The organism is Plasticicumulans acidivorans (assembly GCF_003182095.1).
GTDB classification, from domain to species: domain Bacteria; phylum Pseudomonadota; class Gammaproteobacteria; order Competibacterales; family Competibacteraceae; genus Plasticicumulans; species Plasticicumulans acidivorans.
This window is the reverse complement of the sequence record NZ_QGTJ01000005.1, coordinates 217,524-243,550: the sequence shown is the minus strand read 5'-3', so window position 1 is coordinate 243,550 and position 26,027 is coordinate 217,524. Positions and strand designations below refer to the sequence as shown.

Below are 26,027 nucleotides of genomic sequence, written 5' to 3'. Positions count from 1 at the left end.
CAACGCCGCGATGCAAGACATGGACCCCGGATTCGTCCCACCGCCCTACCGCGAAGTGCTGCTGACCTACCACGACGGCAGCGTGCGCAAGGTGTATGTCACCGACCGCGAAGAACCCTATCCGGACGGCCACCTGATCGTCTCGCGCACCAATTGCGACGGCATCCTCACCCATGCCAACGCCGCCTTCGTCGAGATGTCCGGCTACACCCGCGAGGAGCTGATCGGGCAACCCCACTGCATCCTGCGCCACCCCGACATGCCCAAGGCGGCGTTTGCCGACCTGTGGGCCTGCGTGCAACGCGGCGAACAATGGCATGGCTACGTCAAGAACCTGCGCAAGGACGGCGGCCATTACTGGGTGTATGCCTCGGTCATTCCCAACGTGCGCGACGGCGTCGCCGTCGGTTACACCTCGGTGCGCCGCAAGCCCTCGCGAGCGCGCATCGCCGAGGCCGAAGCCGCCTACCGCGACCTGGATTGAGGCTCCCACGATGGACGACACCCTGCAGTTCACCGTCAGTCCGGATTTTCCGCCTGACCGCCTCTCCGGCTGGTTCGTCTTCAATACCTGGCTGCAACGTCAGCTCGGCTGCAGCGTGCACCTGGAGATGTATGACGGCTTCTCCGCGCAGCGCGCCGCAGTTGCCGACGGCCACGTCGACCTGATCTACGCCAACCCCTTCGACGCCACCGAGCTGGTGCGCCACCGCGGTTTCGTCCCGGTCGCCCGCCCGCAGGGCAAAAGCGATGAAGTGGTCATCATCAGTCGCGCCAGCAGTGCGCAGGATGCCATCGAGGCGCTGCAGCCCGGCGTGCGCGTGGCCTGCACCACCGACCCGGACGTGCGCCAGATCGGCCTGATCCTGCTCGAACCGGCCAATCTGACCCCGGCGGACCTGACGCTGATCGATACCGACAAGCATCTGCTGTCGGCCAAGCAGCTGCTCAAGGGCGAGGCCGACGTCGCCTTCCTGCTCGCCGATGCCTACGACGGCTTTTCCAAGCTGCTGCGCGAGCAGACGCAGGTGCTGGTACGCAGCGCGATCCGCGACATTCACCACGCCCTGCTCGCCGGCCCGCGCCTCACCGCCCGCGCCGCCGAACTGCAGCAGAAACTGGTGGCGATGGGTGACAGCGCCACCGACCGCCAGCTGCTGGGCGAGCTCGACTTTCCGGCCTGGGAAGCCCTGGAGACGGAAGACGTCGAGTTCATGATCGATGTGATCGACACCCTGCGCGCCGGCGCCTGAGCCGGCCTGCACGCGGGACGCCACGGCCGTGGCGTCCCGCGCTGCTTCACGGACAGACAGCGCTCAGCCAGCGAGCGCCACCGCCAGCGCCGCCAGCAGGCGCTCGACCTGCTCCGGCGTGTGCGCCGCACTCAGCGTCACCCGCAACCGCGCCGAACCGGGCGGCACCGTCGGCGGGCGGATCGCCGTCACCAGAATCCCCCGCTCGCGCAGCCGCGCCGCCGCCGCCAGTGCCGCCCCGGCGTCACCGACCAGCACCGGCTGGATCGGCGTCGGCGAATCCAGCAGCCGCAGGCCGAGCGCCTGCGCTCCGGCGCGAAACTGCGCGATCAGCGCTGCCAGATGTTCACGACGCCAGCCCTCGGCGATGACGATGCGCAGGCTCACCCGCGTCGCCGCCGCCAGCGCTGGCGGCATCGCCGTGGTGAAAACGTAGGTGCGCGCCTTCTGGATCAGGTATTCGATCAGCTCCTCGCTGCCGGCGACGAAAGCCCCGGCGGTGCCGAACGCCTTGCCGAGCGTGCCGACCAGCACCGGCACGTCCTTGAGCCCCAGCGCCGCCTGCGCCACGCTGCCGCGCCCGCCCTGACCGAGCGGGCCGAAGCCGTGGGCGTCGTCGACCATCAGCCAGGCGTCATGCGCCTGGCAGCAGCGCGCCAGCTCGGCGAGCGGGGCGATGTCGCCATCCATGCTGAACACGCCGTCGGTGACCACCAGCCGCTCACCCCCGGCATCGGCGAGCCGGGCCGCCAGCGCGGACACGTCGCCGTGCGGGTAGCGGGCGAAGCGCGCGCCGCTGAGCAGGCCGCCGTCGAGCAGCGAGGCATGGTTCAGGCGGTCCTCGAACACGCTGTCGCCGCGGCCGACCAGCGCTGCGATGACGCCGAGATTGGCCATGTAGCCGGTGGAGAACAGCAGCGCCCGCGGTCGCCCGGTGAAGGCGGCGAGTTCCTCTTCGAGCGCGGCGTGCTCGGCCGAATGGCCGCAGACCAGATGCGCGGCACCGCTGCCGGTGCCGTAACGGCTGGCGGCATCGATCAGCGCATCGGCGATACGCGGGTCGGCCGCGAGGCCGAGGTAGTCATTGCTGCAGAAATTCAGCAGCTCGCGGCCGCCGACCAGCAGCACCGGCCCCTGCGTACCCTCGATGCACAGTGGCTTGCGGTAAAGATCAGCCGCGCGGATCGCCGCCAGCTCGGCCGCCAGATCGCGCACGGCTCAGGCGCCGGCACGCAGCTTGGCGGCACCGCAGCCGCAGGCGGCCTCCTGCTCGAAGTCGCCGGCCTGCGGCAGACTGGCTTCGAGCTGCAGCGCCGAAATACCGAGGCGCTCGAACAGCGAACGGTCGTGGTTGGCCTGCGGGTTGGCGGTGGTCAGCAGCTTGTCGCCATAGAAGATCGAGTTGGCACCGGCGAAGAAACACAGCGCCTGCGTCTCGTCGCTCATGTCGGTCCGCCCGGCCGACAGGCGCACGAAGGAGCGCGGCATCATCAGCCGGGCGACGGCGATGGTGCGCACGAACTCCAGCGCATCGAGCCTGGCAACACCGTGCAGCGGCGTGCCCTGCACCTGCACCAGCATGTTGATCGGCACGCTTTCCGGATGCTGCGGCAGGTTGGCGAGCTGCACCAGCAGGCTGGCGCGGTCACGCACCGACTCGCCCATGCCGAGGATGCCGCCGGAGCAGACGTTGATGCCGGCGGCACGCACATGACCGAGCGTGTCGAGGCGGTCCTGATACGTGCGGGTGCTGACGATCTCGCCGTAGAACTCCGGCGAGGTGTCGAGATTGTGGTTGTAGTAATCGAGGCCGGCATCCTTGAGCCGCTGTGCCTGCTCGGCGCGCAGCATGCCGAGCGTGACGCAGGTCTCCAGCCCCAGCGCCTTGACGCCCTCGACCATCGCCACCACGGCGTCGAGGTCGCGATCCTTCGGGCTGCGCCAGGCGGCGCCCATGCAGAAGCGGCTGGCGCCGTTGGCCTTGGCCGTGCGCGCCGCAGTCAGGACTTCTTCCACCGCCATCAGCCGCTCGCGCTCGACCTCGCCCTCGTGCCGCGCGCTCTGCGGGCAGTAGCCGCAATCCTCGGGGCAGGCGCCGGTCTTGATCGACAGCAGCGTCGACACCTGCACCGCGTTCGGGTCGAAGTGCTCGCGGTGCAGCGACTGGGCGCGGAACAGCAGCTCGTTGAACGGCAAAGCGAACAGCGCGAGGACTTCCTCGACGCTCCAGTCGTGGCGCAGGGCGGTGCTCATAGTGGGCTCAGTTCTCGGGCAGGATGATGTCGTTCCACTCCTCGCGGCGGATGCGGCGCAGATCGAGGAGTGACCAGGGAATGATGACCAGCGCGGCCGCCGCCCAGGCGGCGATGTACCAGGTCCAGCCGCCACCGGGGATGAAGGTCGCCGCGGCGGTGAAAAAGCCGGTGATCGCATAGAAGCGGTAGGCCGCCTGCTGCGTGTAATGGCCGACACGCGGCTCCGGGTGATGGCGGTTCATCGCGTAGACCAGCATCGAAGCACCGAACCAGAAGATCAGCAGCGGCACCGGCACCAGCACCGAGACGATGTTGCCCCAGTGCATCCAGCTCGCCGCACGCCGCGAATCGCTGCCGCGCACGATCTTGCCGACCGGGGTCTCTGTAGGGGTGATGGCGGGATTCATGATGTGACCAGGCTCCATGACTGCACAGATGAAGCCGTACAGTTTGCGCCTCAACGCCTGCATGCTAACAGCCGCCACGGACTCGTCAACCAGCAAGGAATGCTCATGGTTTACCAGTGGCTAAAAAATATACAAAACTTCGTACTGCCGCCGAGCTGCCTGCTGTGCGGTGCGCGCGGCCTCGCCCCGCTCGACCTCTGCGCCGCCTGCTGCTCCGAGCTGCCGCGCAATCTGCACGCCTGTGCCGGCTGTGCCGAGCCGCTGCCGCCGGGCGCACCACCCGGCAGCCTGTGCGGTCGCTGCCAGCGCAAACCGCCGGTATTTGCCCGCGCCTTCGCCCCGTACCTGTATGCCTGGCCGCTCGACGGCCTGATCCAGCAGCTCAAGTTCGGCCACCAGCTCGCCGCCGCGCGCAGCCTCGGCAGCCTGCTCGCCGAACGCCTGCAGCAGCGCGGCGGCCCGTGGCCCGAGCTGCTGCTGCCGGTGCCGCTGCATCCGCGCCGGCTGGCCGAGCGCGGCTACAACCAGGCCACCGAACTCGCCCGCCCGCTGGCCCGGCACCTCGGCCTGCCGCTGCGCGAGCTCGCCGCCCGCGCCCGCGCCACCGCCCGCCAGAGCGACCTGCCCTACCGCGAACGCCGCCGCAACGTCGCCGGCGCCTTCATCCTGCGCGAATCGATCACCGCCCGGCATGTCGCCGTCGTCGACGACGTGCTCACCACCGGCCACACCGTCAGCGCCCTGACCAGCGCCCTGCACCTGGCCGGCGTCGAAACCGTCGAAGTCTGGGCCCTGGCCCGCACGGCACCGCCGGGGTGGATGAGCGCTGATTAAAAACATGCGGTTAACTTCGTATATATATCGTATAAAACGTAGTTGACATACAAATCCGATCTCATGAGACTGGACCCACCCAGCAAGGAGGGTCTCGCAATGCCTACCCCCCCACTTTCCGCCACCGCCGTCGAGCGCAACGCCAACCTCCTGCGCGAGCAACTTGGCCGCGCCGACCGTGAGCGCCTCGATGCGCTGTTGGCGCTGCCATTCAGCGAGCAGGGCATCCCGCTCGCCGCCGCGCTGCAGACACTGTTTTCGGCAATGGAACGCGAAGCGGCGCTGACGGCTTTCCGGCAGTTCCGCGGCCGGCTGAACAACGCCGCCAAGGACGCCGACATCACGCTCAGCCTCGAAGTCGACACACAGACGCGCACCCCCCCGCAACAGCGCTGGTGCTGGTTCGCGGGAGACGACGGCGCATCGATGGCGGCGGAAAGTTTTACCGCCGGCGAAGTGGCGGCCGATGCCGCAGGACGTGTTCCGCAATCAGCCTACGAATGCGACGAACACGGCCGGCGCACAGTCCCTTACTTTGTGTCCTCCGCCAGAGACGAAAAGGACCTCGTCACCGACCTGCTCCAGCGGTTGCGCTGTCGACTACAGAATGCGAAGGACTACAGCTTCGTAAGCTGGCGTGACGTGGAGGACTTGATCGTTGGCCAGGACTGGCACAAACAGATTCAGGAGGCGGTCAAGCATTGCCCTGTCGGTCTGTTGTTGGTCAGCCCGGCCTTCCTAGCCAGCGACTACATCGTCAAGCATGAGCTTGCACACTTTTTTCCCAACGACACGACTGCTGACAAATGCGCGCTGCCGGTCGAACTGAAAACCCTCGACTTCAGCGGCAAAACAGACCTCAAAGGATTGGAGACATTACAAGTCTTCCGGCTCAACGAGCATTCCTATCAAAGCTGCTCAACGGATGAGGATAAGGACGATTTCGTCGACGCGCTGTACACCGCAATCATCGAAGCCGTCGACGCTCACTTTGCACCGCCCCCCGATAAACCGCCGCGACGCTGGCAAGACCAGCAACGCGATTACCTCGCCGGCGACGCCCGGCACTTCGTACCGACACAGGCGCAATGCACCAGCCTCGACAAGCTGCACGCGCAGAACATGCGCGCCGAGCGCAACATCGAGCGTGTCGATGCGCTCGACTATCTCGACGACTGGCTGCAGAACCCGCAGGGCCAGCCCTACTGTGCGCTGCTCGGCGAGTACGGCATGGGCAAGACCACCACCTGCAAAGCCTTCGCCGCCCGCCTGCTGGAGCGCCGCCAGCACGTGCCGGCCACGCCGCTGCCGCTGTACTTCGACCTGCGCCATGTCGACGCCGCGCGGCAGCAGGCCCCCCAACTCGACGACATCATCGACAGCGCCCTGCGCGGCAGCTGGCGCGGTGCCGAGGTCACGCTGAGCGCCAACGAAGCGATCCGCCTGGTGCGCGAGGACGGTGCGCTGGCGATTTTCGACGGCCTCGACGAGGTGCTGGTGCATCTGTCGACCGCCGCCGGCCAGCGCTTCACCCGCGAGCTGTTCCGCCTGCTGCCGCCGGCCGCGAACCCGCCCAAGTCCGCGCGCCGTGGCCGCCTGCTGCTGAGCTGCCGCAGCCACTACTTCCGCACGCTGCGTGAGCAGAACACCCACTTCACCACCGAGGGCCGCGACGGCATCGGCGCCCGCGACTACCGCGCGCTGGTCCTGCTGCCGTTCACCGCAGAGCAGATCCGCACCTATCTGCAGCACACCCTGCCCACCGAAGACCCCAAACGCCTGCTCGAATTGATCGCCAGCGTGCACAACCTCAGCGAAATGGCCGCACGGCCTTACACACTGAGCCTGATCGCACAGCACATCGCGCAGATCGAGCGCTGGCGCCTGGAAGGCCGCCCGGTCACCGGCGCACGCCTGTACCGCCACCTGGTGCTGAGCTGGCTGGAGCGCGACACCGGCAAGCACCAGCTGCTGCCCGAGCACAAGCTCGAACTGATGGAGCGCTGCGCGGCGACGCTGTGGCGCGAAGGGCGACGCAGCTGGGCCGTCGGCGAGCTGGAACAATGGCTGATCGACTACCTGCGCACCCACCCGGACATCGACGCGCATTACCACGGCCGCGACCGCGAGCTGCTGAAGGAAGACCTGCGCACCGCGACCTTTCTGGTGCGCGAGGGCGAGGACCGCTTCCGCTTCGCCCACAGCTCGCTGCAGGAATTCTTCCTCGCCAGTCACCTGCAGCGCGCCCTGCGTGCCGATCAGCCGCAGGCCTGGGCGCTGCCGGCATTGAACCGCGAAGTGCTCGACTTTCTCGGCCAGTTGCTGAGTGAAGACGAAGCCGAACACGCCGAGGCACTGCGTCGCGGCCTGCGCACGCTGCGCGACAGCTACCGGGCACAGGCCAGCGAAAACGCCCTGCGCTACACCCTGCATGCCCTCGCCCGCGGCTACCCGCAGGTGCCGCTCAGCGGCGTGCGCCTCGAAGGCGCGCAGCTGCGCGAAATCGACATACAGGGCGACCCGGCCCAGCCGCGGCTGAACCTGAGCCGCGCTGTGCTGCGCGGTGCGCGACTCGACCGCGCCACGCTGCGCCACGTCGACCTCAGCGACGCTGACCTCGGTAAGGCCGACCTGAGCGATGCCGAGCTGTTCGATGTACTGGCCGCACGCGCCGACTTCCGCGGCGCCGAGCTGAACGCCGCCCTGTTCCGCGACTGCCACCTGCCGGCCGCCGACTTTCGCGCAACGCACGGCTACCGCACGCAATGGCTGAGCTGCCAGCTACAGGATGCGCTGGGTTTGCAGGCTGGCTGGCCCGAGCAGCTGGGCGCATTGAACACACCGGCCAGCGCCTTGACGACGCCGCTGCCGGCGCAACACAGGCTGGCCATACTCGATGGCCACGATGACCAGGTCACCGCCTGCGCCTTCGCGCCCGACGGCCGCTCGCTGATCTCGGCAAGCGAGGACCGCACGCTGCGCCTGTGGGACACCGACAGCGGCGAGTGCCTACGGGTTTTCGAGGGCCACATGAGCGACGTCACCGCCTGCGCCTTCGCAGCCGACGGCCGCTCGCTGATCTCGGCAAGCGAGGACCGCACGCTGCGCCTGTGGGACACCGACAGCGGCGAGTGCCTGCGTGTGTTCAAGGGCCACACATACCGTGTCGCCGCCTACGCCTGCGCCTTCGCGCCCGACGGCCACTCGCTGATCTCGGCAAGCAAGGACCGCACGCTGCGCCTGTGGGACACCGACAGCGGCGAGTGCCGGCGGGTGTTCGAGGGCCACACCAACGCCGTCACCGCCTGCGCCTTCGCAGCCGACGGCCGCTCGCTGATCTCGGCAAGCGGGGACCGCACGCTGCGCCTGTGGGACACCGACAGCGGCGAGTGCCGGCGCGTGTTCGTGGGCCACACCAACCCCGTCACCGCCTGTGCCTTCGCGCCCGACGGCCACTCGCTGATCTCGGCAAGCAAGGACCGCACGCTGCGCCTGTGGGACACCGACAGCGGCGAGTGCCTACGGGTTTTCGAGGGCCACATGAGCGACGTCACCGCCTGCGCCTTCGCAGCCGACGGCCGCTCGCTGATCTCGGCAAGCGAGGACCGCACGCTGCGCCTGTGGGACACCGACAGCGGCGAGTGCCTGCGGGTGTTCGAGGGCCACACCAACGCCGTCAACGCCTGCGCCTTCGCAGCCGACGGCCGCTCGCTGATCTCGGCAAGCTGGGACCGCACGCTGCGCCTGTGGGACACCGACAGCGGCGAGTGCCGGCGGGTGTTCGAGGGCCACACAAACTACGTCGCCGCCTGCGCCTTCGCAGCCGACGGCCGCTCGCTGATCTCGGCAAGCGGGGACAGCACGCTGCGCCTGTGGGACGCCGACAGCGGCGAGTACCGGCGGGTGTTCAAGGGCCACACAAACTACGTCGCCGCCTGCGCCTTCGCAGCCGACGGCCGCTCGCTGATCTCGGCAAGCGGGGACCACACGCTGCGCCTGTGGGACGCCGACAGCGGCGGGTGCCGGCGCGTGTTCGTGGGCCACACCAACCCCGTCACCGCCTGTGCCTTCGCGCCCGACGGCCACTCGCTGATCTCGGCAAGCAAGGACCGCACGCTGCGCCTGTGGGACACCGACAGCGGCGAGTGCCGGCGGGTGTTCGAGGGCCACACCAACGCCGTCACCGCCTGCGCCTTCGCAGCCGACGGCCGCTCGCTGATCTCGGCAAGCGAGGACCGCACGCTGCGCCTGTGGGACACCGACAGCGGCGAGTGCCGGCGGGTGTTCGAGGGCCACACAAACTACGTCGCCGCCTGCGCCTTCGCAGCCGACGGCCGCTCGCTGATCTCGGCAAGCTGGGACAGCACGCTGCGCCTGTGGGACGCCGACAGCGGCGAGTGCCGGCGGGTGTTCAAGGGCTACACCAGCGCCGTCACCGCCTGCGCCTTTGCAGCCGACGGCCGCTCGCTGATCTCGGCAAGCCGGGACGGCACGCTGCGCCTGTGGGACGCCGACAGCGGCGAGTGCCGGCGCGTGTTCGTGGGCCACACCAACCCCATCACCGCCTGCGCCTTCGCAGCCGACGGCCGCTCGCTGATCTCGGCAAGCGGGGACGGCACGCTGCGCCGCTGGGACGTGCAAAGTGGCGAGGAAATCGGCCCGCGCATCCAGCTGTTCAGTGACGGCTTTGTCGTGCTCGACCCGCGTGCGAATCGGCTGATCCAGACCAGCGGCGAGGCCTGGCGACATATCGGCTGGCTGGCGGCCGATCCGCGTGATGGTTCGCTGGCGCGCTACCCGATCGAGTGCGCCGGGCCGCTGCCGCAGTGGTCGCCACGCTGAACCGGGTACGCGGCACGGCGGCCTGACCGCGTCACCACGGCGTCATGCTGCGCCTGCACACTTGGCGGCTTCCCAGCCACAAGCACGAGGGATCGCGCGATGAACGGGGAGACGCCACCCATGGACATGGACACCCGCTCGACCGAACTGGGTCTGGCCCTGTGGACCCTGAAGCGGGCTCTGGCCCGCAGCGAGCATGACGAACATGTCGACTTCGAGCGCCTGCGCCGCGACGACACCTATCGCGACGGCATCGTCGAGCAGGCACTGCACAGCGAGCAGGCCGCGGTGCGCGAAGCCGCGGCGCAGGTGCAGCAGATCCTGCGGCGGCCGGCCGCTGCCCCCGCGGTCGCCAGGCGCAGCAGCCGCGGACTGCTGCTGATCGGCCTGCTGCTGGCGCTGCTGCTGCCGCTGCTGTGGTGGTCACTGCCGGGCCGCGACGCACCCAGCGCCGGCGAGCGGCTCGCCCGCATCAGCGAGCTGACCGTGCCGAGCGCCGCAGTCGCCGCCACCGCGCCGGCAGCCGTGCCCGCTGCTCCGGCTCCCGCCACACCCGCGCCAACCGCGGCACCGGCCACCCCCGCCGCCGAGCCGCAGCCGAACCCGGCTGCCGAACTGGTGCTGCGACTGCACGGCTCGAACACCATCGGTGCCGAGCTGGGGCCGGCACTGGTCGAAGCCTTCCTCGTACAGCGCGGCGCGCACGACATCCGCCGCGTGCCCGGCCGCCTCGACGAGCTGCGCATCGAGGCGACGCTGCCGGGCGCGACACAGCCGATCGCCGTCGAGGTGTTCTCGCACGGCAGCGCGACGGCGTTCACCGACCTCGCCAGCGGCAGTGCCGATCTTGGCGCCGCCTCGCGGGCGATCAAGCCGGAGGAGGCGCAGCGCCTCAGCGCGCTCGGCGACATGAGCTCGGGCGCCGCCGAGCAGGTGCTCGGCCTCGACGGGCTGGCGGTGATCGTGCATCCGTCGAACCCGATCACGGCGCTCAGCCGCGAGCAGGTGGCGCAGCTGTTCGCCGGCGAGATCCGCGACTGGTCGCAGCTCGGCGGCAAGCCGGGGCCGGTGACGATCTACGCCCGCGACGAGCGCTCCGGCACCTGGGACACCTTCGCCGCGCTGGTACTCGGCAAGGCACACAAGCTGACCGCCAGCGCGCAGCGCTTCGAGTCCAGCCCGGAGCTGGCCGACCGCGTCGCCGCCGATCCGGGGGCGATCGGTTTCATCGGCCTGCCCTATGTGCGCTCGGCGAAGGCGCTGGCGATCGCCGAGCCGGGGGCGCTGCCGATGCTGCCAACGCCGTTCACCGTCGCCACCGAGGACTACCCGCTGGCGCGCCGCCTGTACCTGTACCTGCCGCCGACCAGCGACAAGCTGCTCGCCCGCGAGCTGGTGGAATTCGCGCTCAGCGACGCCGGGCAGGATCTGGTCGAGGCCAACGGTTTCATCTCGCAGCGGGTGCGCCCGGAGCGCGTCGCCGTGCTCGGCGAGGTGCCGCCGGAATACGCCGAGCTGACCAGCCGGGCGCAGCGGCTGTCGGTGAACTTCCGCTTCCGACCCGGCAGCGAAACGCTCGACGGCAAGGCGCAGCGCGATCTGCACCGGGTGACGGAATTCCTCGCCCAGGCCGCCAACCGCGGCCGCCAGGTGCTGCTGTTCGGCTTCACCGACAACCGCGGTGATCCGAACTTCAACCGCCGCCTGTCCGAGCAGCGGGCGCAGGAAGTCGGTCGCGAGCTGCTGGCGCGCGGCATCCAGCCGCGGGCGATCCGCGGCTTCGGCCCGGCCAACCCGGTCGCCGATAACGACAGCACCACCGGCATGGAGAAGAACCGGCGGGTGGAAATCTGGGTGCTGTGAGTGCGCCCCGCTCCCCGGCCCTCCCCCGAGGGCCGGGGGACTCTCCCGAGGGCGCAGGCGAAATCAGGGCAGGCTGTCGACCAGCAGGCCGGCGAAGACCGACAGGCCGATCCAGTTGTTGTTGAGGAAGGCGCGGAAGCTGGCGTGCGGGTCGCGGTGACGGATCAGGTACTGCTCCCACAGCGCGAACCAGACGCCGGCGAACACGCCGAAGTAATAGACGCAGCCGAGCCCGGCGAGCACGCCGATCCACAGCAGCAGCGCGAAGAACAGGCACTGCAGGATGCCGATGATCTGGCGGTCGCGGCGACCGAAGAGGATCGCCGTCGACTTCACGCCGATCTTCAGATCGTCCTCGCGATCGGCCATCGCGTACATCGTGTCGTAGATCACCGACCAGATCACATTGCTGAGAAACAGCAGCCAGCCGACCAGCGGCACCTGCTGCTGCTGCGCGGTGAAGGCCATCGGGATGCCCCAGCCGAAGGCCATGCCGAGCACCACCTGCGGCAGATGGTGCCAGCGCTTCATCAGCGGATAGCAGGCGGCGAGCACCACGCCGACGAAGGACATGGCGATGGTGAGCGTGTTCTGCGTCAGCACCAGCGCGAAAGACGCCAGGCACAGACCGATGAACAGCCACAGCGCCTCGCGCACGCTGACCTTGCCGGCGGCGAGCGGGCGCGTCTTGGTGCGCTCGACGTGCGGATCGAAGCGGCGGTCGGCGATGTCGTTGGCGACGCAGCCGGCCGAGCGCATCAGGAACACGCCGAGCACGAAGACCACCACCACTGATTCGCGCGGCAGCCCGTCGCCGGCGATCCACAAAGCCCACAGCGTCGGCCACAGCAGTAGGAAACTGCCGATCGGCCGCTCCAGGCGCATCAGCCGGGCGTACTGGATGAATCGATCTTCAAGGTGCTTCGCGTTCATGGGCAGGCTTCGCGTCGAGGGCGTCGGCCAGGGCCGGCAGGAAAATCTCGCAGACCAGCAGTGGCCGGTCGGCGATGAAGAAAGCCGAGCGCCGCCCCCACAGCGTGCGCGGCGCATGGCAGCCGAGCGCGCGCCGCGCCAGCGGGCAGCGCAGATCGAGGCGGGCGATGTGCAGCTCGCCGCGGCGCACGCCGGGATCGGCGAACAGCATCGCGCCGAGCGGCCGCTCGCCGAGCCGGGTCAGCGCCCGGCCGTGACCGCGCAGCGTGCGCAGCGGCACCACGGTGCGGGCGAACACCCAGGGCGTATCGCCACCGAGCAGATGCACTTCCCGCACCCAGGCGCGCTGGCCGCGGCGCAGGCCGAGTGCGCTGTCTTCTTCCGTCAGCGTGCGCGCCACCCGCTCGCTGAGCACGCGCACTGAAAAATGCAGGCCGCGGCGGGCACATTCACCGCGCAGCAGCGCGGTCAGCGAACCGCGTTCGAGCAGCGCCGGGCGCTGCGCCGGCGGCAGGGTGGCACGCAGCAGGTGGCTGGCAGGCTGCCAGCGCGCCTGCAAAACCAGTTGGTGCAGGTGCTGGATCGGCAATTCGGTCGGCTCGGTCGGGGAAGCGACGGATTATCACACGCCGGTCCCCGCCGCGGTCCGGCGCCGGTTTGCGCCCTGTGAACTCAGAGTCCGCGTAGCGGATCGTTCGGGTCGACACCGGCCATGAACGGCCGGGCGCGCTCCGAGCTGGTGATCTGGTACATCAGGCCGAGCCAGTTGTTGAAGATCGCCTTCGCCGTGTCGGTCCAGGTGTTGTCGAGCAGCTGGCGCACCGCCGCCTCGGGGAAATCGGTCTGCAGGCGGCCATGCGCGCGCGCCGCCATCGCCCGGTTCTTGAACTCGTAGAGCAGCGCCTGCGCCGGCTCGCTGAAGTAGTTGTGCACCAGCGGCGGGTAGTCGTCGCGCTCGCCGCGCACGTAGCGCAGCACTTCGCGCTTGTATTCCTTGAGCAGGCTGTCGGTGTCGTATTCCGGGTGCCCCTGGAAGAACACCTGGCGGAAGCCGTCCGGGCTGACGGCGATGTGCGGCCCGACCTCGGCGCTTTCCACCAGCGTGATCAGGCCGGCCTCGTCGAGCTGCTCGCGGGTGACTTCGTTCCAGCGCGAATGCGGCACGTCGAAGCGGGTGTTGATGTTGCGCACCAGCGGGTGGCGGCGGCTGACGACGCGGTGCGGGAACACGCCCCAGACCTTCTCGGTCAGGCGCTGACGCACGATGCCGTACTTCATGCGCATGGTCGCGTGCGCGGCGAGGCAGGCGAACAGCGTCGTCGTCACGTTCTCCGAGGCCCATTCGACGACCTCGCGCAGCGGCTCCCAGAACGGCTCCTGCGTGAAATCGGGGTTGGAGATGTTGGCGCCGGTGATGATCAGCGCATCGAGGCCGTCGCGGCGGATGTCCGCGAAACACTCGTAATAGCTGGCGACATAGTCCTGCGCCTCGGCACCGCGCTCGATGCCGTCGACGCTGAACGGATGGAAGTAGAACTGCGCGATGCGGTTGCTGGAACCGATCAGGCGCATGAACTGGCGCTCGGTCGCACCGAGGGCGGCATCGGGCATCATGTTCAGCAGCCCGATGTGCAACTCGCGGATGTCCTGTTGATTCGCGCGCTGTTGCGCGAGGATCTCCTCGCCTTCGTCAGCGAGGCGCCCGAAGCTGGGCAGGGCGGAATGTGCGACCAGAGGCATGGTGAGCAGAAGCTCCTGTTGTGACCAGTCCGCGGCGCAACGCCGTGGGGGACCGTGTAGTTGAGCGCATCGGCTGCATCAGTTCAACCATCGGCCTGACAACGCCCGGCGGCATCTGTCAGCCACGCGGGACGCCCGCGCTCAGACTTCGCCGAAACGCTCGCTGGCACCGGTCCAGCGCCGCTGCAGTGCCTGCGCCGCCTGCGGAGCTTCGCGCAACAGGCGGTCGGCGGCCTGCTGCACCGCCGGCAGCAGGTTCTCGTCGCGGATCAGATCGGCGACACGCAGCGCCAGCGCGCCGGTCTGGCGGGTGCCGAGCACTTCGCCGGGGCCGCGCAGTTCGAGGTCGCGGCGGGCGATCTCGAAGCCGTCGCAGCTCTCGCGCAGCACGGCGAGCCGCGCCCTGCCCTGCTCCGACAGCGGCGGGTGATACAGCAGCACGCAGCTCGAAGCGGTGGCGCCGCGACCGACGCGCCCGCGCAGCTGGTGCAGCTGGGCCAGGCCGAGGCGCTCGGCGTTCTCGATGATCATCAGGCTGGCGTTGGGCACGTCGACGCCGACCTCGATGACCGTGGTCGCCACCAGCAGGTCGAGCTCGCCGGCCTTGAAGGCAGCCATCACCGCTTCTTTGTCGGCCGGGCGCAGGCGGCCGTGCACCAGGCCGACGCGCAGCCCGGCCAGTGCCTCGGTCAGCGCCGCCGCGGTATCGGTCGCCGCCTGCGCGGCGAGCTGCTCGGATTCATCGATCAGCGTGCACACCCAGTAAGCTTGGCGGCCGGCGGCGCAGGCGGCACGCACGCGCTCGATGACCTCGGCGCGGCGGGCATCGGAAATGGCGACGGTCTGCACCGGCGTGCGCCCCGGCGGCAGCTCGTCGATCACCGAGGTGTCGAGATCGGCGTAGGCGCTCATCGCCAGCGTGCGCGGGATCGGCGTCGCGGTCATGATCAGCTGGTGCGGGCAGTGCTCGCCGGCACGACCCTTCTCGCGCAGCCGCAGGCGCTGGTGCACGCCGAAGCGGTGCTGCTCGTCGATCACCACCAGCGCCAGATCGGCGAAGCTGACCTCGTCCTGAAACAGCGCATGGGTGCCGACCACCAGCGGCGCCGAGCCGTCGGCGAGCGCCGCCAGCGTCGCCTCGCGCGCTTTGCCCTTGAGGCGGCCGGTCAGCCACTCGACGCGGATGCCGAGCGGCTGCAGCCAGTGCGTGAAGCTGCGCAGATGCTGCTCGGCGAGCAGCTCGGTCGGCGCCATCACCGCCGCCTGCGCGCCGCTGGCGAGCGCCGCCAGCACCGCAGCGGCGGCGACCACCGTCTTGCCGGAGCCGACGTCACCCTGCACCAGCCGCAGCATCGGCTTCGGCTGCGCCAGATCGGCATCGATCTCGGTAATCACCCGCTGCTGCGCAGCGGTCAGCGGGAACGGCAGCGCCGCGAGAAAACGCTGGCGCAGGCCATCGGCGGCCAGCGGCTGCGCGCGCTGACGCTGCAGGCGCAGGCGCAGCTCGCGCAGCGCCAGCTGGTGCGCGATCAGCTCCTCGAAGGCCAGCCGCTGCTGCGCCGGATGCTGGCCATCGGCCAGCTGCTCCAGGCGCACGTCGGGCGGCGGCCGGTGCAGCAGGCGCAGCGCGCCGTGCAGATCGGGGAAGCCATGCGCTGCGGCGATATCGGCCGGCAGCCAGTCCGGCACCAGCGGCAGGCGCTTGAGCGCCTCGTCGGTGAGCTTGCGCAGGCTGATCTGATGCAGGCCCTCGGTGCTCGGATAGAACGGCGTCAGCGCCGTTTCACCGCTGTCTTCCTCATCGAGTGCGCGGTATTCGGGGTGGATGATTTCCAGACCGCTGAGGCCCGGTCGCACCTCGCCGAAGATGCGCAGTCGCGTGCCGGTCTTCAGCGCCGCCTGCAGCTGCGGGCCGAAGTGGAAGAAGCGCAGGCACAGCGTGCCGCTGCCGTCGCTGACCCGCACCAGGAAGGAACGCCGGGTGCGGCCGACCGTTTCCATGCCGACGACTTCGGCTTCGACCACCGCCGGCTCGCCGGCGGCGAGCGAGGCGATCGGCACCACGCGGGTACGGTCCTGATAGCGCGTCGGCAGGTGGAACAGCAGATCCTCGACGCAATGCAGACCGAGTTTCGCCAAACGCTCGGCGAGGCGCGGACCGACGCCCTTGAGCGCGGTCAGCGGCATGCCGTTCTGGCTGGCGGCGCCGCTCACCGGGCGGCGCCGCGATGTGCGGCCCTCACTGCACCGCGCTGCCCGCGGACGGCGCGGGCGTCGGGCTTGGCGCCGGTGTCGCTGCCGGAGCGGCGGCGCCTGCCGGCATTGTGGTGGCTGGCGTTGTGGTGGCTGGCGTTGCGGTGGACGGCGGAGCGGATGGCGCCGCGGCGGCGGGCTCGGGGGCGGCCGGCAGCGGTTGGGCCTGCGGCACGCTCGGCGGCGTCGCCGGCGTGGCCTTGGTCTCGCTCGCCGCCATCGCGCGCGCCACCTCGGGCAGGTAGTGCTTCACCAGATCGAAGAAACGGTCGTAGTACTCGCCGGCGGGAATGGTCTCGGCGCCGATCTTGACCAGCGAGTCGTCACTCGAACCGAGCGGCAGCGAAATCGAACCGACGGCGCCGACACCGACGCTGGCCGCCGAGCTGGTCTTTTTCACGCCATACAGCGTCTGCTCGGCATTGGCGAAGGCGATCGAGCCACTGGTTTCCGGCGCGCAGGTGACGCGCACGCCGATCTCGACATGCTGATCGCGGTCGGGCTGAAAGGTCTTCTTGGCATCGACGCCGTCGGCGCGGGCATCGTTGATCTGGTAGCCCTGGCTGAGCAGCGCGCGCCGCGCCGCTTCGCAGGTCGCGGCGGGGGTGGCGCTGAAACGGCGCGAATAGCCGTTGTCGGCCGCGAAGCGCTCAGCCTGATACACCGGCTTCGGCGTGCTGCAAGCGGTCAGTGCAAGCAGCAGTGCCGCCAGCAGCGACGGCACAGGGCGTAACAGCGGAATCATGATCCCGATCTCCTCACTGGCGAGATGCGTGCGCCCGCCAGGTCTTGGCAAGCGGATTTTGTGCACCGCACAATCGCGGCAAGGTTAAAACAATCCGTATCGGTCGGGTATGGGCGAACGCGTCAGGATCAAGCGCGCGCCTTGCGCTCATCCTTCAGCGTGCCGGCGATCAGGAAGGCCAGTTCGAGCGACTGCGAGGCGTTCAGGCGCGGATCGCAGTGCGTGCGGTAGCAGGCCGCCAGCGCCGCATCGTCGATCGCCTGCGCACCGCCGGTGCACTCGGTGACGTCCTGCCCGGTCATCTCGAAATGCACGCCGCCGGCGTGGGTGCCTTCGGCGCGGTGCACGGCGAAGAAGCCGCGCACCTCGGCCAGCACTTTGTCGAAGGGGCGGGTCTTGTAGCCGGTGCTCGACGTGATGGTGTTGCCGTGCATCGGGTCGCAGGACCAGACCACCTTGCGCCCTTCACGCTGCACCGCCCGCACCAGCGCCGGCAGCACGTCGCCGACGGTCTCGGCGCCCATGCGCGTGATCAGCGTCAGGCGACCGGCCTCGTTGCCCGGATTGAGCAGGTCGATCAGCCGCAGCAGCTCGTCAGGCGTGGTCTTCGGACCGATCTTGACGCCGACCGGGTTGCCGATGCCGCGACAGAACTCGATGTGCGCGCCATCGGGCTGGCGCGTGCGCTCGCCGATCCAGACCATGTGCGCCGAGCAGTCGTACCAGTCGCCGGTGAGGTGGTCGCGCCGGGTCAGCGCCTGCTCGTAGCCGAGCAGCAGCGCCTCATGCGAGGTGTAGAACGCGGTTTCGCGGATCTGCGGCGTGGTCTCGGCATTCAGGCCGCAGGCCTCCATGAAGCCGAGCGCCTGGGTGATGTGGTCGGCCAGCTCACGGTAGCGCGCGCCGGCCGGCGAGCCGTCGACGAAATCGGCAGTCCAGCGGTTGACCTGGTGCAGGTCGGCATAGCCGCCCTGGGCAAAGGCGCGCAGCAGGTTCATCGTCGCCGCCGACTGGAAATAGGCGTGCACCTGGCGCTGCGGATCGGGCTCGCGCGCCGCGGCGGTGAATTCGATGTCGTTGATGTTGTCGCCGCGGTAGCTCGGCAACGTGACGCCGTCGCGCGTTTCGGTGTTGGCGCTGCGCGGTTTGGCGAACTGACCGGCCATGCGACCGATCTTGACCACCGGCAGACCGGCACCGTAGGTCAGCACCACCGCCATCTGCATCAGCACGCGGAAGGTGTCACGGATGTTGAAAGCGTGGAACTCGGCGAAGCTCTCGGCGCAGTCGCCGCCCTGCAGCAGGAAACCACGGCCCTCGGCAACCTCGGCCAGCGCCCGGCGCAGCGTGCGCGCTTCGCCGGCGAACACCAGCGGCGGATACTTCGCCAGACTGGCTTCAGCGGAGGCAAGCGCCTCACGATCGGCGTATTCGGGCATCTGTCGCACGGGGAACGCACGCCAGCTATCGGGGGTCCAGATGGTACTCATGCTTCGAGCCTCTCAAGCAATGCACGCGGGTCACACGACAGACACACGCGTGGGACCGCGCAGAGTCGCGCATCCTTGAAAAAGCCGCAAGCGAGCGCCATAAAGGCGGCTTACAGCGTGATCGGAACACGCACATTACAAGTCCCACCGGGGGAGGACCGGAAACCATGGCCATCGAATTGCCCGCAGACTACAAGCCCTCGCCCGACGAGCCTTACATGAATCCGCGTCAGCTGGAGTACTTCCGCCGCAAGCTGCTCAGCTGGCGTCAGGAGCTGTTCAACGAGGCGCAGGCGACCATCGACGCGATGCGCGAAGCACCGCACGAGGTCGCCGACGAGGCCGACCGCGCCAACCGCGAAAGTGATACCAGCTTCGAATTGCGCACGCGTGACCGTTATCGCAAGTTGCAGACGAAGATCGACGAAGCGCTCAAGCGCATCGAGAACGGTGAGTACGGCTACTGCGAGGAAACCGGCGAGGAAATCGGCCTCAAGCGCCTGGAAGCCCGGCCGATCGCCACGCTGACCGTCGAGGCGCAGGAACGCCGTGAACGCCAGCAGGCACAGGTCGCCGATCCGCACTACTGATGCGCCGCATGAAAAAGCCCCGCCGGACGCTCGCCCGGCGGGGCTTTTTCATGGGCTGGCGAGCGGGCTTATTCAGCCGAGCTCGACGATGCCGTCCATCTCCACCAGCGCCGCGCGCGGCAGCGCGGCGACACCGATCGCCGCACGTGCCGGATACGGCTGCGTGAAGTACTCGGCCATGATCTCGTTGACCTTGGCGAAGTGGCCGAGATCGGTCAGGAAGATGTTGAGCTTGGCGATGTCGGCCAGACTGCCGCCGGCGGCCTCACACACTGCCTGCAGATTGTCGAACACGCGGCGCACCTGCGCCTCGATGCCCTCGACCAGCTGCATCGTCGCCGGATCGAGCGGAATCTGGCCGGACAGATAAACGGTGCTCCCGCACTTGACGGCCTGGGAATAGGTGCCGATCGCCGCCGGGGCGCGGTCGGTGCTGATGATTTCACGGGGCATGACAGCTCCTGTTGAACGCATGAATGAAAACCACGCGAGCGCGGCTCACGACGCCTTGCGCGAAAGCTTGAGCACTTCCGGCAGCGCCCGCAGACGCTTCATGACCCGGGCCAGCTGCACGCGATCGCGCACCTGCAGGGTCAGATTGATCGTCGCCGTGATGCCGTCGCGCTCGGTGGTGGCGATATTCTCGATGTTGGTGTCGGTCTCCGCGATCGCAGCGGCGACACTGGCGAACACGCCACGCTTGTTGGAGACATCCAGACGCAGCTCGACCGGGAAATCGGCATTGATCTGCGAGGCCCATTCGACCTCGACCCACTTGTCGGGGTTTTTCTTGTAGTCGGCGACGTTCTTGCAGCTGTCGCGGTGGACGACGACGCCGCGCCCGGCCGTCAGATAGCCGACGATCGCATCGCCCGGCAGCGGCCGGCAGCACTTGCCGAAGCTGACGACGGTGCCCTCCGAGCCCTTGATCAGCAGTGGCGCGCCCTTGCCGGCACGCTCGGCCTCCGGCGCGTCATTGCCACCCTGGTTCGGCAGCAGACGCTTGGCCAGCAGCGGCGCGACCCGCGTACCGAGGCCGATGTCGGCGAGGATGTCCTCGAAGCTCGGGGCGTTGAGCTCTTCGACCAGCGCCTTGACACGATCGGCCGGCAGCTCGGCGAGCGAGCTGACCTGACCGAGCAGGGCTTTTTCCAGCAGGCGCTTGCCGAGCAGCATGGCCTCGTCGCGCTGCAGGTTCTTCAGGTAGTGGCGGATGCTGGCGCGCGCCTTGGCGGTGACAACGAAACCGAGCCAGGCCGGGTTCGGCCGCGCCGTCGGCGTGATGATGACCTCGACGGTCTGGCCGTTTTCGAGCGGCGTGCGCAGCGGCGCCAGGCGGCGGTCGACTTTGGCGGCGACGCAGGTGTTGCCGACGTCGGAATGGATCGCGTAGGCGAAATCGACCGCCGTCGCGCCTTTCGGCAGCTCGATGATCTCGCCGCGCGGCGTGAACACGTAAACCTCGTCGGGAAAGAGATCCATCTTCACGCTTTCGAGGAATTCGACTGAATTGCCGGCGCGACGCTGCATGTCGAGCAGCTTCTGCAACCATTCACGAGCGCGGGCGTGCGCGGCATTGCCCTGCGCGCCGGGTGACTTGTACAGCCAGTGCGCGGCGACGCCAGCCTCGGCCATCACATGCATGTCGTAGGTGCGGATCTGCATTTCGATCGGCACGCCGTGCGGCCCGAACAGCACGGTGTGCAGCGACTGGTAGCCGTTGGCCTTGGGGATCGCGATATAGTCCTTGAAACGCCCCATCAGCGGCTTGTACAGGCCGTGTACCAGACCGAGCGCGCGGTAACAGGTATCGACGCTGTCGACGATGATGCGCAGCGCATATACGTCGTAGACGTCCTTCAGCGGCAGCCGTTTGGCGCGCATCTTTTTATAGATGCCCCAGAGATGCTTCTCGCGGCCGATGACCCGCGCCTTGATGCCATCTTCGAGCAGGCGGTTGCGCACACGGGTTTCCAGCTGGCCGACGATTTCGCGGCGGTTGCCGCGCATCTTGCGCACCGATTCTTCGAGCACGCGGTAGCGGGTCGGGAACAGATAGGCAAAACCGAGCTTTTCGAGCTCCAGGCGCAGATGGTTCATGCCCAGACGCCCGGCGATCGGCGCGTAGATTTCCAGCGTCTCGCGGGCGATGCGCCGGCGCTTTTCCGGCGGCATGGCGCCGAGCGTGCGCATGTTGTGCAGCCGATCGGCCAGCTTGACCATGATCACGCGGATGTCCTTCGCCATCGCGAGGAACATCTTGCGGAAGTTCTCGGCCTGCGCCTCGATCTTGGAGCTGAACTTGATCTGCGTGAGCTTGCTGACGCCGTCGACCAGCTCGGCGACCTCGGTGCCGAAACGCTCGGCGACCTGCTCCTTGCCGAACTTGGTGTCTTCGATGACGTCGTGCAGCACCGCCGCCATCAGCGTCTCGTGATCGAAACGCACTTCGGCGAGGATGCGGGCAACGGCGATCGGGTGAAAGACGTAGGGTTCGCCGCTGCGGCGGAACTGCCCCTGATGGGCTTCAGCGGCGAACAGGCAGGCGCGGCGTACCGCTTCGATCTGCTCGGGGTCCAGATAGCCGCTCAGGACCGCAGCCAGTTCATCGACCCGCGCCAGCAGGTCATCCGACCAGTCGGTCATCGGCAGCGGGCTGACGGAATTCATGCGGTACTCACTCCTGACGGTGGCGGACGCCGGGAGCCTGACCGCCGCGGCGGGATACAGCGGGCGGGATCAGCGCTCGGCGTCGTCGGCGGGCGGCGCGGTCTTGGCGGCCGACTCTTCAGAAAAATTCGCGCCTTCCTCTTCGAGAAACACCGGCTGTTCCCGTTCCGGCTTGTACATCGGCTCGCGCAGCAGCGCCGCCGGGTCAAGCAGGCCGGCCGCCAGTTCGCGCAGCGCGATCACGGTCGGCTTGTCGTTTTCTTCCGGCACCAGCGCCATCTTGCCGAGTGCGATCTGGCGCGCGCGCCGCGAGGCGACCAGCACCAACTGAAAACGGTTATCCACCTTGTCCAGACAATCTTCAACGGTGACGCGAGCCATCGGGTACGACCTCGAAAAATCAGGGGCTACGGCAAATGCCGCGCAAAGAGAAGCAGTTTAACGACGCGCAGAGGCTTCCCTCAACCGAATTGCGCGCCGCCCGCCACTTCAGCCGACCAGCCGTGTGAACAGCTCGCTGTGCCGCCGGGCCTGCACCTCGCGGCGCTGGCGGTTGGCGACGAACACCGCCCGCAGGGCATCGAGCGCCTGCGCGAAGTCATCGTTGACGACGACATAATCGAACTCCTGCCAGTGCGAGAGTTCCGCCCGCGCTTCGTCCATGCGCTGCTCGATGACTTCGGCGGCATCCTGCCCGCGGCCGGTCAGGCGCCGGCGCAGCTCGGCCAGCGACGGCGGCACGATGAACACGCCGAGCGCATCGGTAAAGATGCTGCGCACCTGCCGCGCGCCCTGCCAGTCGATTTCGAGGATGACGTCGACGCCGGCTGCCAGCCGCGCGGCGACCGTATCGCGACTGGTGCCGTAACAGTTGCCGAACACCTCCGCGTGCTCAAGGAAACGCCCCTCCCCGACCAGCGACCTGAACACGTCCAGCGTGACGAAGTGATAGTGCACGCCGTGCGTTTCGCCAGGCCGCGGGGAGCGTGTGGTATGCGATACCGAGACCTCGACGCCGTCGAGGCTTGCCAGCAGCGCCTTGACGAGACTGGTCTTGCCCGCCCCGGACGGGGCGGCAACGATGTAGAGCTGGCCGGCTGCGTTCATGGCACGGATCACTCGATGTTCTGGATCTGTTCGCGCATCTGCTCGATCAGCACCTTGAGCTCGACCCCGGCGCGCGTGGTTTCGGTATCGAGCGACTTCGACGACAGGGTGTTGGCTTCGCGGTTGAGCTCCTGCATCAGGAAGTCGAGCCGCCGGCCGACCGGCTCTTTGCGCTTGAGCACGTCACGGATCTCGGCGATGTGTGCATCAAGGCGGTCGAGCTCCTCCTCGACATCCATGCGCTGGGCGACAATGACCATTTCCTGTTCGAGCCGCCCCGGATCGCCGGCGTTCGGCAGTTCGGCGAGACGGCCGATGAGTTTTTCGCGCAGCCGCGCCACGACTTCCGGACGACGACTGCGCACGAACGCGACCTGCGCGCTGATCGCTTCGCAGCGGCTGAGGATCATCTCTGCGGTGCGGGCGCCCTCGCGCTCGCGGGTGGCGATCAGCTCGGCCAGCGCCGCATCGAGGACTTCGAGGACTTCGCGCTTGAGCGGCTCAAGATCCTGCTCGGCTTCGACGACGACGCCGGGCCAGCGCATGACATCCGCCAGGCGCAGGCCGGTGCCCGGGCCCATCAGGTTTTCGAGTTCGCCGGCAATACCGAGCAGCTTCGCCGCCAGCGTGCTGTTCAGCGACAGTTCGCCGGCGGTGTTCGGCGCTGCGGAAAAACGCAGCGTGGCATCGACCTTGCCGCGATTCAGGCGTGCCTGGATACGCTCGCGGGCAGAGATTTCCAGCGAGCGCAGCGTCTCCGGCATGCGCATCGCAGCTTCGAGATAACGGTGGTTGACCGAGCGCAGTTCCCAGGCGATGGCGCCCAATTCGGTCTGGCGCTCGCAACGCGCAAAAGCGGTCATGCTACGAATCATCGCGGGTCTCGCTGACTGAGTGTCGGGCCGAACATGGTAAGCGCTCGCCGCGGCTTGGAAAACCGGCACGGAGGCTCTGCTATACTCCGCGCCCTTTTTCCGCAGTCCCCTGAAAAGGTATCGCGTTATGCGTCCAAGCGGCCGTGCACCCGATCAGCTTCGCCCCATCCGTATCACCCGCGATTTCACCAAACACGCCGAAGGTTCGGTGCTGGTCGAATTCGGCGACACCAAGGTCATCTGCACCGCCAGCGTCGAAGAGCGGGTGCCGGGATTTCTCAAGGGCAAGGGTCAGGGCTGGGTCACCGCCGAGTACGGCATGCTGCCGCGCGCCACGCATACCCGCAGCGCCCGCGAAGCCGCGCGCGGCAGCCAGAGCGGACGCACGCAGGAGATCCAGCGCCTGATCGGCCGCAGCCTGCGCGCGGTCGTCGATCTCGCCGCACTCGGCGAGCGCACCATCACCATCGACTGCGACGTGATCCAGGCCGACGGCGGCACCCGCACCGCCTCGATCACCGGCAGCTTCGTCGCGCTGGCCGATGCCGTGCGCAAGCTGCTGGCACGCAAGGCGCTGAAGAAGAACCCGCTGCACGGCCAGGTGGCCAGCGTGTCGGTCGGCATCTATCGCGGCGTGCCGGTTCTGGACCTCGACTACGCCGAGGACTCCGAAGCCGAGACCGACATGAACGTGGTCATGAACGAGGCCGGCGCCTTCGTCGAGGTGCAGGGCACGGCCGAAGGCCACGCCTTCCGCATGGAGGAGCTCGAAGCCATGCTGGCGCTGGCGCGCCAAGGCATCACCGAGCTGGCCGAAAAGCAGCGCGAGGCCCTCGGCCTGCGCCACTGACCACCGCCCTGCGCGGCACGCCCGTTCGCGTCACACGCCAGAGCCGTTCCCGGACCGTTCACCGTCAGCGACCTGAGTCACCATGTCCAGCACCCCGCTGCTTTCCCGTCGTGTCGTTCTCGCCACTGGCAATGCCGGCAAAGTCCGCGAACTGTCCGGCTGCCTCGCCGACCTCGGCATCGAGGTCGTGCCGCAGGCCGAGTTCGCCGTGCCGGAAGCCGAAGAGACCGGCCTGAGCTTCGTCGAAAACGCCATTATCAAAGCCCGCAACGCCGCGCTGCACACCGGGCTGCCGGCGATCGCCGACGATTCCGGTATCGAGGTCGATGCGCTCAAGGGCGCACCCGGCATCTATTCGGCGCGTTATGCCGGCGCCAATGCCAGCGATGCCGCCAACAACGCCAAGCTGCTGGCGGCCCTGAGCGGCATCGCGGCGGAACACCGGCAGGCACGCTACCGCTGTGTGCTGGTGTACATGCGTCACGCTGAGGACCCGATGCCGACGATCTGCTGCGGCACCTGGGAAGGCCTGTTGATCGATCATCCGCGCGGCGATGGCGGTTTCGGTTACGACCCGCTGTTCTGGCTGCCGGCGCAGCAGTGCACGGCGGCAGAACTGCCGCCGGCAGCGAAACAGCGTCTCAGCCACCGCGGCAAGGCTCTCGCCGAACTGCACGCCGCGCTGGCGGCATGCCCCTGAGCGTTGCGGCTCAGGGCAGCGACAGCATCAGCGGTTCGAGCTGCTTCCAGACCTGCTCGGCCTGACGCTTGGGCATCAGCTTGGGCAGCACATCACGCAGCTCGTCGAGCTGCACACGCAGCTCACCGACGCTGCTGACGCTATCGAGCCGTTCAGCGCGGCGGGCACCGACCGGGCCGAGCGCCCCGCAGACGACGTAGCGTGCAAACCCTTTCGCTTTGTCGAGATTGAATTCGGCGAACTGAGGAATCACCGCAGCAACGGTGCTTCCCGCATATTGCTCAACGGCGGCGGCGGCACCGGCCGGGGCCAGAAACCCCTGCGCCAGCAATTCGGCAAGTTGCTCTTCGAGATCGTCGCCCAGCGCCTGCAGGCGCTGCAGCGTATCCGTCACAGAACTGCGTCCGTCGACCATGATCAGCAGCCGCCGCAAACGCGGCGTCAGTTTGTGGGCTCGGGTGCGGATTTCGTCCTGTCCCTTTGGCGTCTTGACGAGAATTTGATTCCTGTTCATCGGTGGTTTGTCACCTCTTGTTTTATCGTCGCTCTTTCCCGAGCGCTGACCCTGCACCGGGGCCTGCGGTACATCGTTTCCGTATCTGCCGTAGACAACTCTACCG

General features: G+C 68.3%; 22 protein-coding genes and 1 pseudogene. 8 read left to right on the top strand and 15 right to left on the bottom strand.

All coding sequences use genetic code 11. The features are described 5' to 3' along the window. Positions 1 to 10: 10 nt before the first annotated feature. Both C7443_RS10555 and C7443_RS10550 read left to right on the top strand, forming a co-directional pair. A complete protein-coding gene (locus tag C7443_RS10555) occupies positions 11 to 484 on the top strand; it encodes a PAS domain-containing protein (protein WP_110018565.1) in 474 nt (157 codons plus the stop codon). 10 nt (positions 485 to 494) lie between these two features. Continuing rightward, positions 495 to 1,253 (top strand): PhnD/SsuA/transferrin family substrate-binding protein, encoded by a 759-nt coding sequence (locus tag C7443_RS10550; protein WP_110018564.1) that lies wholly within the window; start codon positions 495 to 497, stop codon positions 1,251 to 1,253. Between the two features lie 63 nt (positions 1,254 to 1,316). Here C7443_RS10550 and bioF read toward each other — a convergent pair whose 3' ends face one another. From bioF to C7443_RS10535, 3 genes are read right to left on the bottom strand one after another with little or no spacing between them, the layout of a single operon-like run. Then, positions 1,317 to 2,468, bottom strand: a complete 1,152-nt coding sequence (gene bioF, locus C7443_RS10545; RefSeq protein WP_110018563.1) for an 8-amino-7-oxononanoate synthase — start codon at positions 2,466 to 2,468, stop codon at positions 1,317 to 1,319. A 3-nt stretch (positions 2,469 to 2,471) separates the two neighbouring features. Next, the gene (bioB, locus tag C7443_RS10540; protein ID WP_110018562.1) at positions 2,472 to 3,506 is read right to left on the bottom strand and encodes a biotin synthase BioB; all 1,035 of its coding nucleotides are present in this window, start codon (positions 3,504 to 3,506) and stop codon (positions 2,472 to 2,474) included. A 7-nt stretch (positions 3,507 to 3,513) separates the two neighbouring features. Next, positions 3,514 to 3,915 (bottom strand): hypothetical protein, encoded by a 402-nt coding sequence (locus tag C7443_RS10535; protein WP_110018561.1) that lies wholly within the window; start codon positions 3,913 to 3,915, stop codon positions 3,514 to 3,516. Positions 3,916 to 4,020: 105 nt separating this feature from the next. On the opposite strand from C7443_RS10535, the gene C7443_RS10530 reads away from it, so the two are divergent. From C7443_RS10530 to C7443_RS10520, 3 genes are all read left to right on the top strand, one after another. Beyond that, positions 4,021 to 4,749: a ComF family protein gene (locus C7443_RS10530; RefSeq protein WP_110018560.1), complete on the top strand. Its 729-nt coding sequence runs from the start codon at positions 4,021 to 4,023 to the stop codon at positions 4,747 to 4,749. A gap of 99 nt (positions 4,750 to 4,848) precedes the next feature. Then, positions 4,849 to 9,591: a pentapeptide repeat-containing protein gene (locus C7443_RS10525; protein ID WP_170123579.1), complete on the top strand. Its 4,743-nt coding sequence runs from the start codon at positions 4,849 to 4,851 to the stop codon at positions 9,589 to 9,591. A gap of 120 nt (positions 9,592 to 9,711) precedes the next feature. Beyond that, positions 9,712 to 11,454, top strand: coding sequence for a substrate-binding domain-containing protein (locus C7443_RS10520; RefSeq protein ID WP_246004613.1), 1,743 nt, complete (start codon positions 9,712 to 9,714; stop codon positions 11,452 to 11,454). 63 nt (positions 11,455 to 11,517) lie between these two features. On the opposite strand, the gene ubiA is transcribed toward C7443_RS10520, so the two are convergent. The 6 genes and pseudogenes from ubiA to C7443_RS10490 all read right to left on the bottom strand — a co-directional run bounded on the left by ubiA (position 11,518) and on the right by C7443_RS10490 (position 18,615). Then, positions 11,518 to 12,387, bottom strand: coding sequence for a 4-hydroxybenzoate octaprenyltransferase (gene ubiA, locus C7443_RS10515; protein ID WP_110018558.1), 870 nt, complete (start codon positions 12,385 to 12,387; stop codon positions 11,518 to 11,520). Continuing rightward, positions 12,368 to 12,976: a chorismate--pyruvate lyase family protein gene (locus tag C7443_RS10510; protein WP_110018557.1), complete on the bottom strand. Its 609-nt coding sequence runs from the start codon at positions 12,974 to 12,976 to the stop codon at positions 12,368 to 12,370. Before C7443_RS10510 ends, ubiA begins: the two co-directional genes overlap by 20 nt. Before the next feature lie 83 nt (positions 12,977 to 13,059). Beyond that, positions 13,060 to 14,127 carry a homoserine O-succinyltransferase MetA gene (gene metA, locus C7443_RS10505; RefSeq protein WP_110018556.1) on the bottom strand — a complete coding sequence of 356 codons (1,068 nt, stop codon included), beginning with the start codon at positions 14,125 to 14,127 and terminating at the stop codon, positions 13,060 to 13,062. A 141-nt stretch (positions 14,128 to 14,268) separates the two neighbouring features. Next, a pseudogene (recG, locus tag C7443_RS10500) lies at positions 14,269 to 16,368 on the bottom strand (ATP-dependent DNA helicase RecG); the annotation flags it as partial. After that, entirely contained in the window at positions 16,367 to 17,125 is a 759-nt protein-coding gene (locus tag C7443_RS10495; RefSeq protein ID WP_110018555.1) for a DUF2242 domain-containing protein, read from the bottom strand. The gene C7443_RS10495 and the pseudogene recG, both read right to left, overlap by 2 nt. Positions 17,126 to 17,253: 128 nt before the next feature. Then, the gene (locus C7443_RS10490) at positions 17,254 to 18,615 is read right to left on the bottom strand and encodes a class II 3-deoxy-7-phosphoheptulonate synthase (protein WP_110018554.1); all 1,362 of its coding nucleotides are present in this window, start codon (positions 18,613 to 18,615) and stop codon (positions 17,254 to 17,256) included. Positions 18,616 to 18,782: 167 nt separating this feature from the next. Here C7443_RS10490 and dksA point away from each other — a divergent pair, with 167 nt between their 5' ends. Continuing rightward, complete coding sequence (gene dksA / locus C7443_RS10485; RefSeq protein ID WP_110018553.1) at positions 18,783 to 19,205, top strand: RNA polymerase-binding protein DksA; 423 nt, start codon at positions 18,783 to 18,785, stop codon at positions 19,203 to 19,205. A 72-nt stretch (positions 19,206 to 19,277) separates the two neighbouring features. On the opposite strand, the gene C7443_RS10480 is transcribed toward dksA, so the two are convergent. The 5 genes from C7443_RS10480 to C7443_RS10460 form a co-directional block, all read right to left on the bottom strand. Continuing rightward, positions 19,278 to 19,658: a RidA family protein gene (locus C7443_RS10480; protein ID WP_110018552.1), complete on the bottom strand. Its 381-nt coding sequence runs from the start codon at positions 19,656 to 19,658 to the stop codon at positions 19,278 to 19,280. 45 nt (positions 19,659 to 19,703) lie between these two features. Continuing rightward, positions 19,704 to 21,827, bottom strand: coding sequence for a bifunctional GTP diphosphokinase/guanosine-3',5'-bis pyrophosphate 3'-pyrophosphohydrolase (spoT, locus tag C7443_RS10475; RefSeq protein WP_425467078.1), 2,124 nt, complete (start codon positions 21,825 to 21,827; stop codon positions 19,704 to 19,706). Positions 21,828 to 21,944: 117 nt separating this feature from the next. Beyond that, entirely contained in the window at positions 21,945 to 22,256 is a 312-nt protein-coding gene (gene rpoZ, locus C7443_RS10470) for a DNA-directed RNA polymerase subunit omega (RefSeq protein WP_110018551.1), read from the bottom strand. Positions 22,257 to 22,364: 108 nt separating this feature from the next. After that, on the bottom strand, positions 22,365 to 22,982 hold the full coding sequence (gmk, locus tag C7443_RS10465) for a guanylate kinase (RefSeq protein ID WP_110018550.1): 618 nt from the start codon (positions 22,980 to 22,982) through the stop codon (positions 22,365 to 22,367). 8 nt (positions 22,983 to 22,990) lie between these two features. Further along, complete coding sequence (locus tag C7443_RS10460) at positions 22,991 to 23,845, bottom strand: YicC/YloC family endoribonuclease (RefSeq protein ID WP_246004612.1); 855 nt, start codon at positions 23,843 to 23,845, stop codon at positions 22,991 to 22,993. 139 nt (positions 23,846 to 23,984) lie between these two features. On the opposite strand from C7443_RS10460, the gene rph reads away from it, so the two are divergent. Both rph and rdgB read left to right on the top strand, forming a co-directional pair. Beyond that, the gene (rph, locus tag C7443_RS10455) at positions 23,985 to 24,707 is read left to right on the top strand and encodes a ribonuclease PH (protein WP_110018548.1); all 723 of its coding nucleotides are present in this window, start codon (positions 23,985 to 23,987) and stop codon (positions 24,705 to 24,707) included. Between the two features lie 82 nt (positions 24,708 to 24,789). Then, the gene (gene rdgB / locus C7443_RS10450; protein WP_110018547.1) at positions 24,790 to 25,407 is read left to right on the top strand and encodes an RdgB/HAM1 family non-canonical purine NTP pyrophosphatase; all 618 of its coding nucleotides are present in this window, start codon (positions 24,790 to 24,792) and stop codon (positions 25,405 to 25,407) included. A gap of 10 nt (positions 25,408 to 25,417) precedes the next feature. Here the strand turns inward: rdgB and C7443_RS10445 are convergent, their stop codons facing one another. Continuing rightward, the gene (locus C7443_RS10445; RefSeq protein ID WP_110018546.1) at positions 25,418 to 25,921 is read right to left on the bottom strand and encodes a hypothetical protein; all 504 of its coding nucleotides are present in this window, start codon (positions 25,919 to 25,921) and stop codon (positions 25,418 to 25,420) included. Positions 25,922 to 26,027 lie beyond the last annotated feature (106 nt).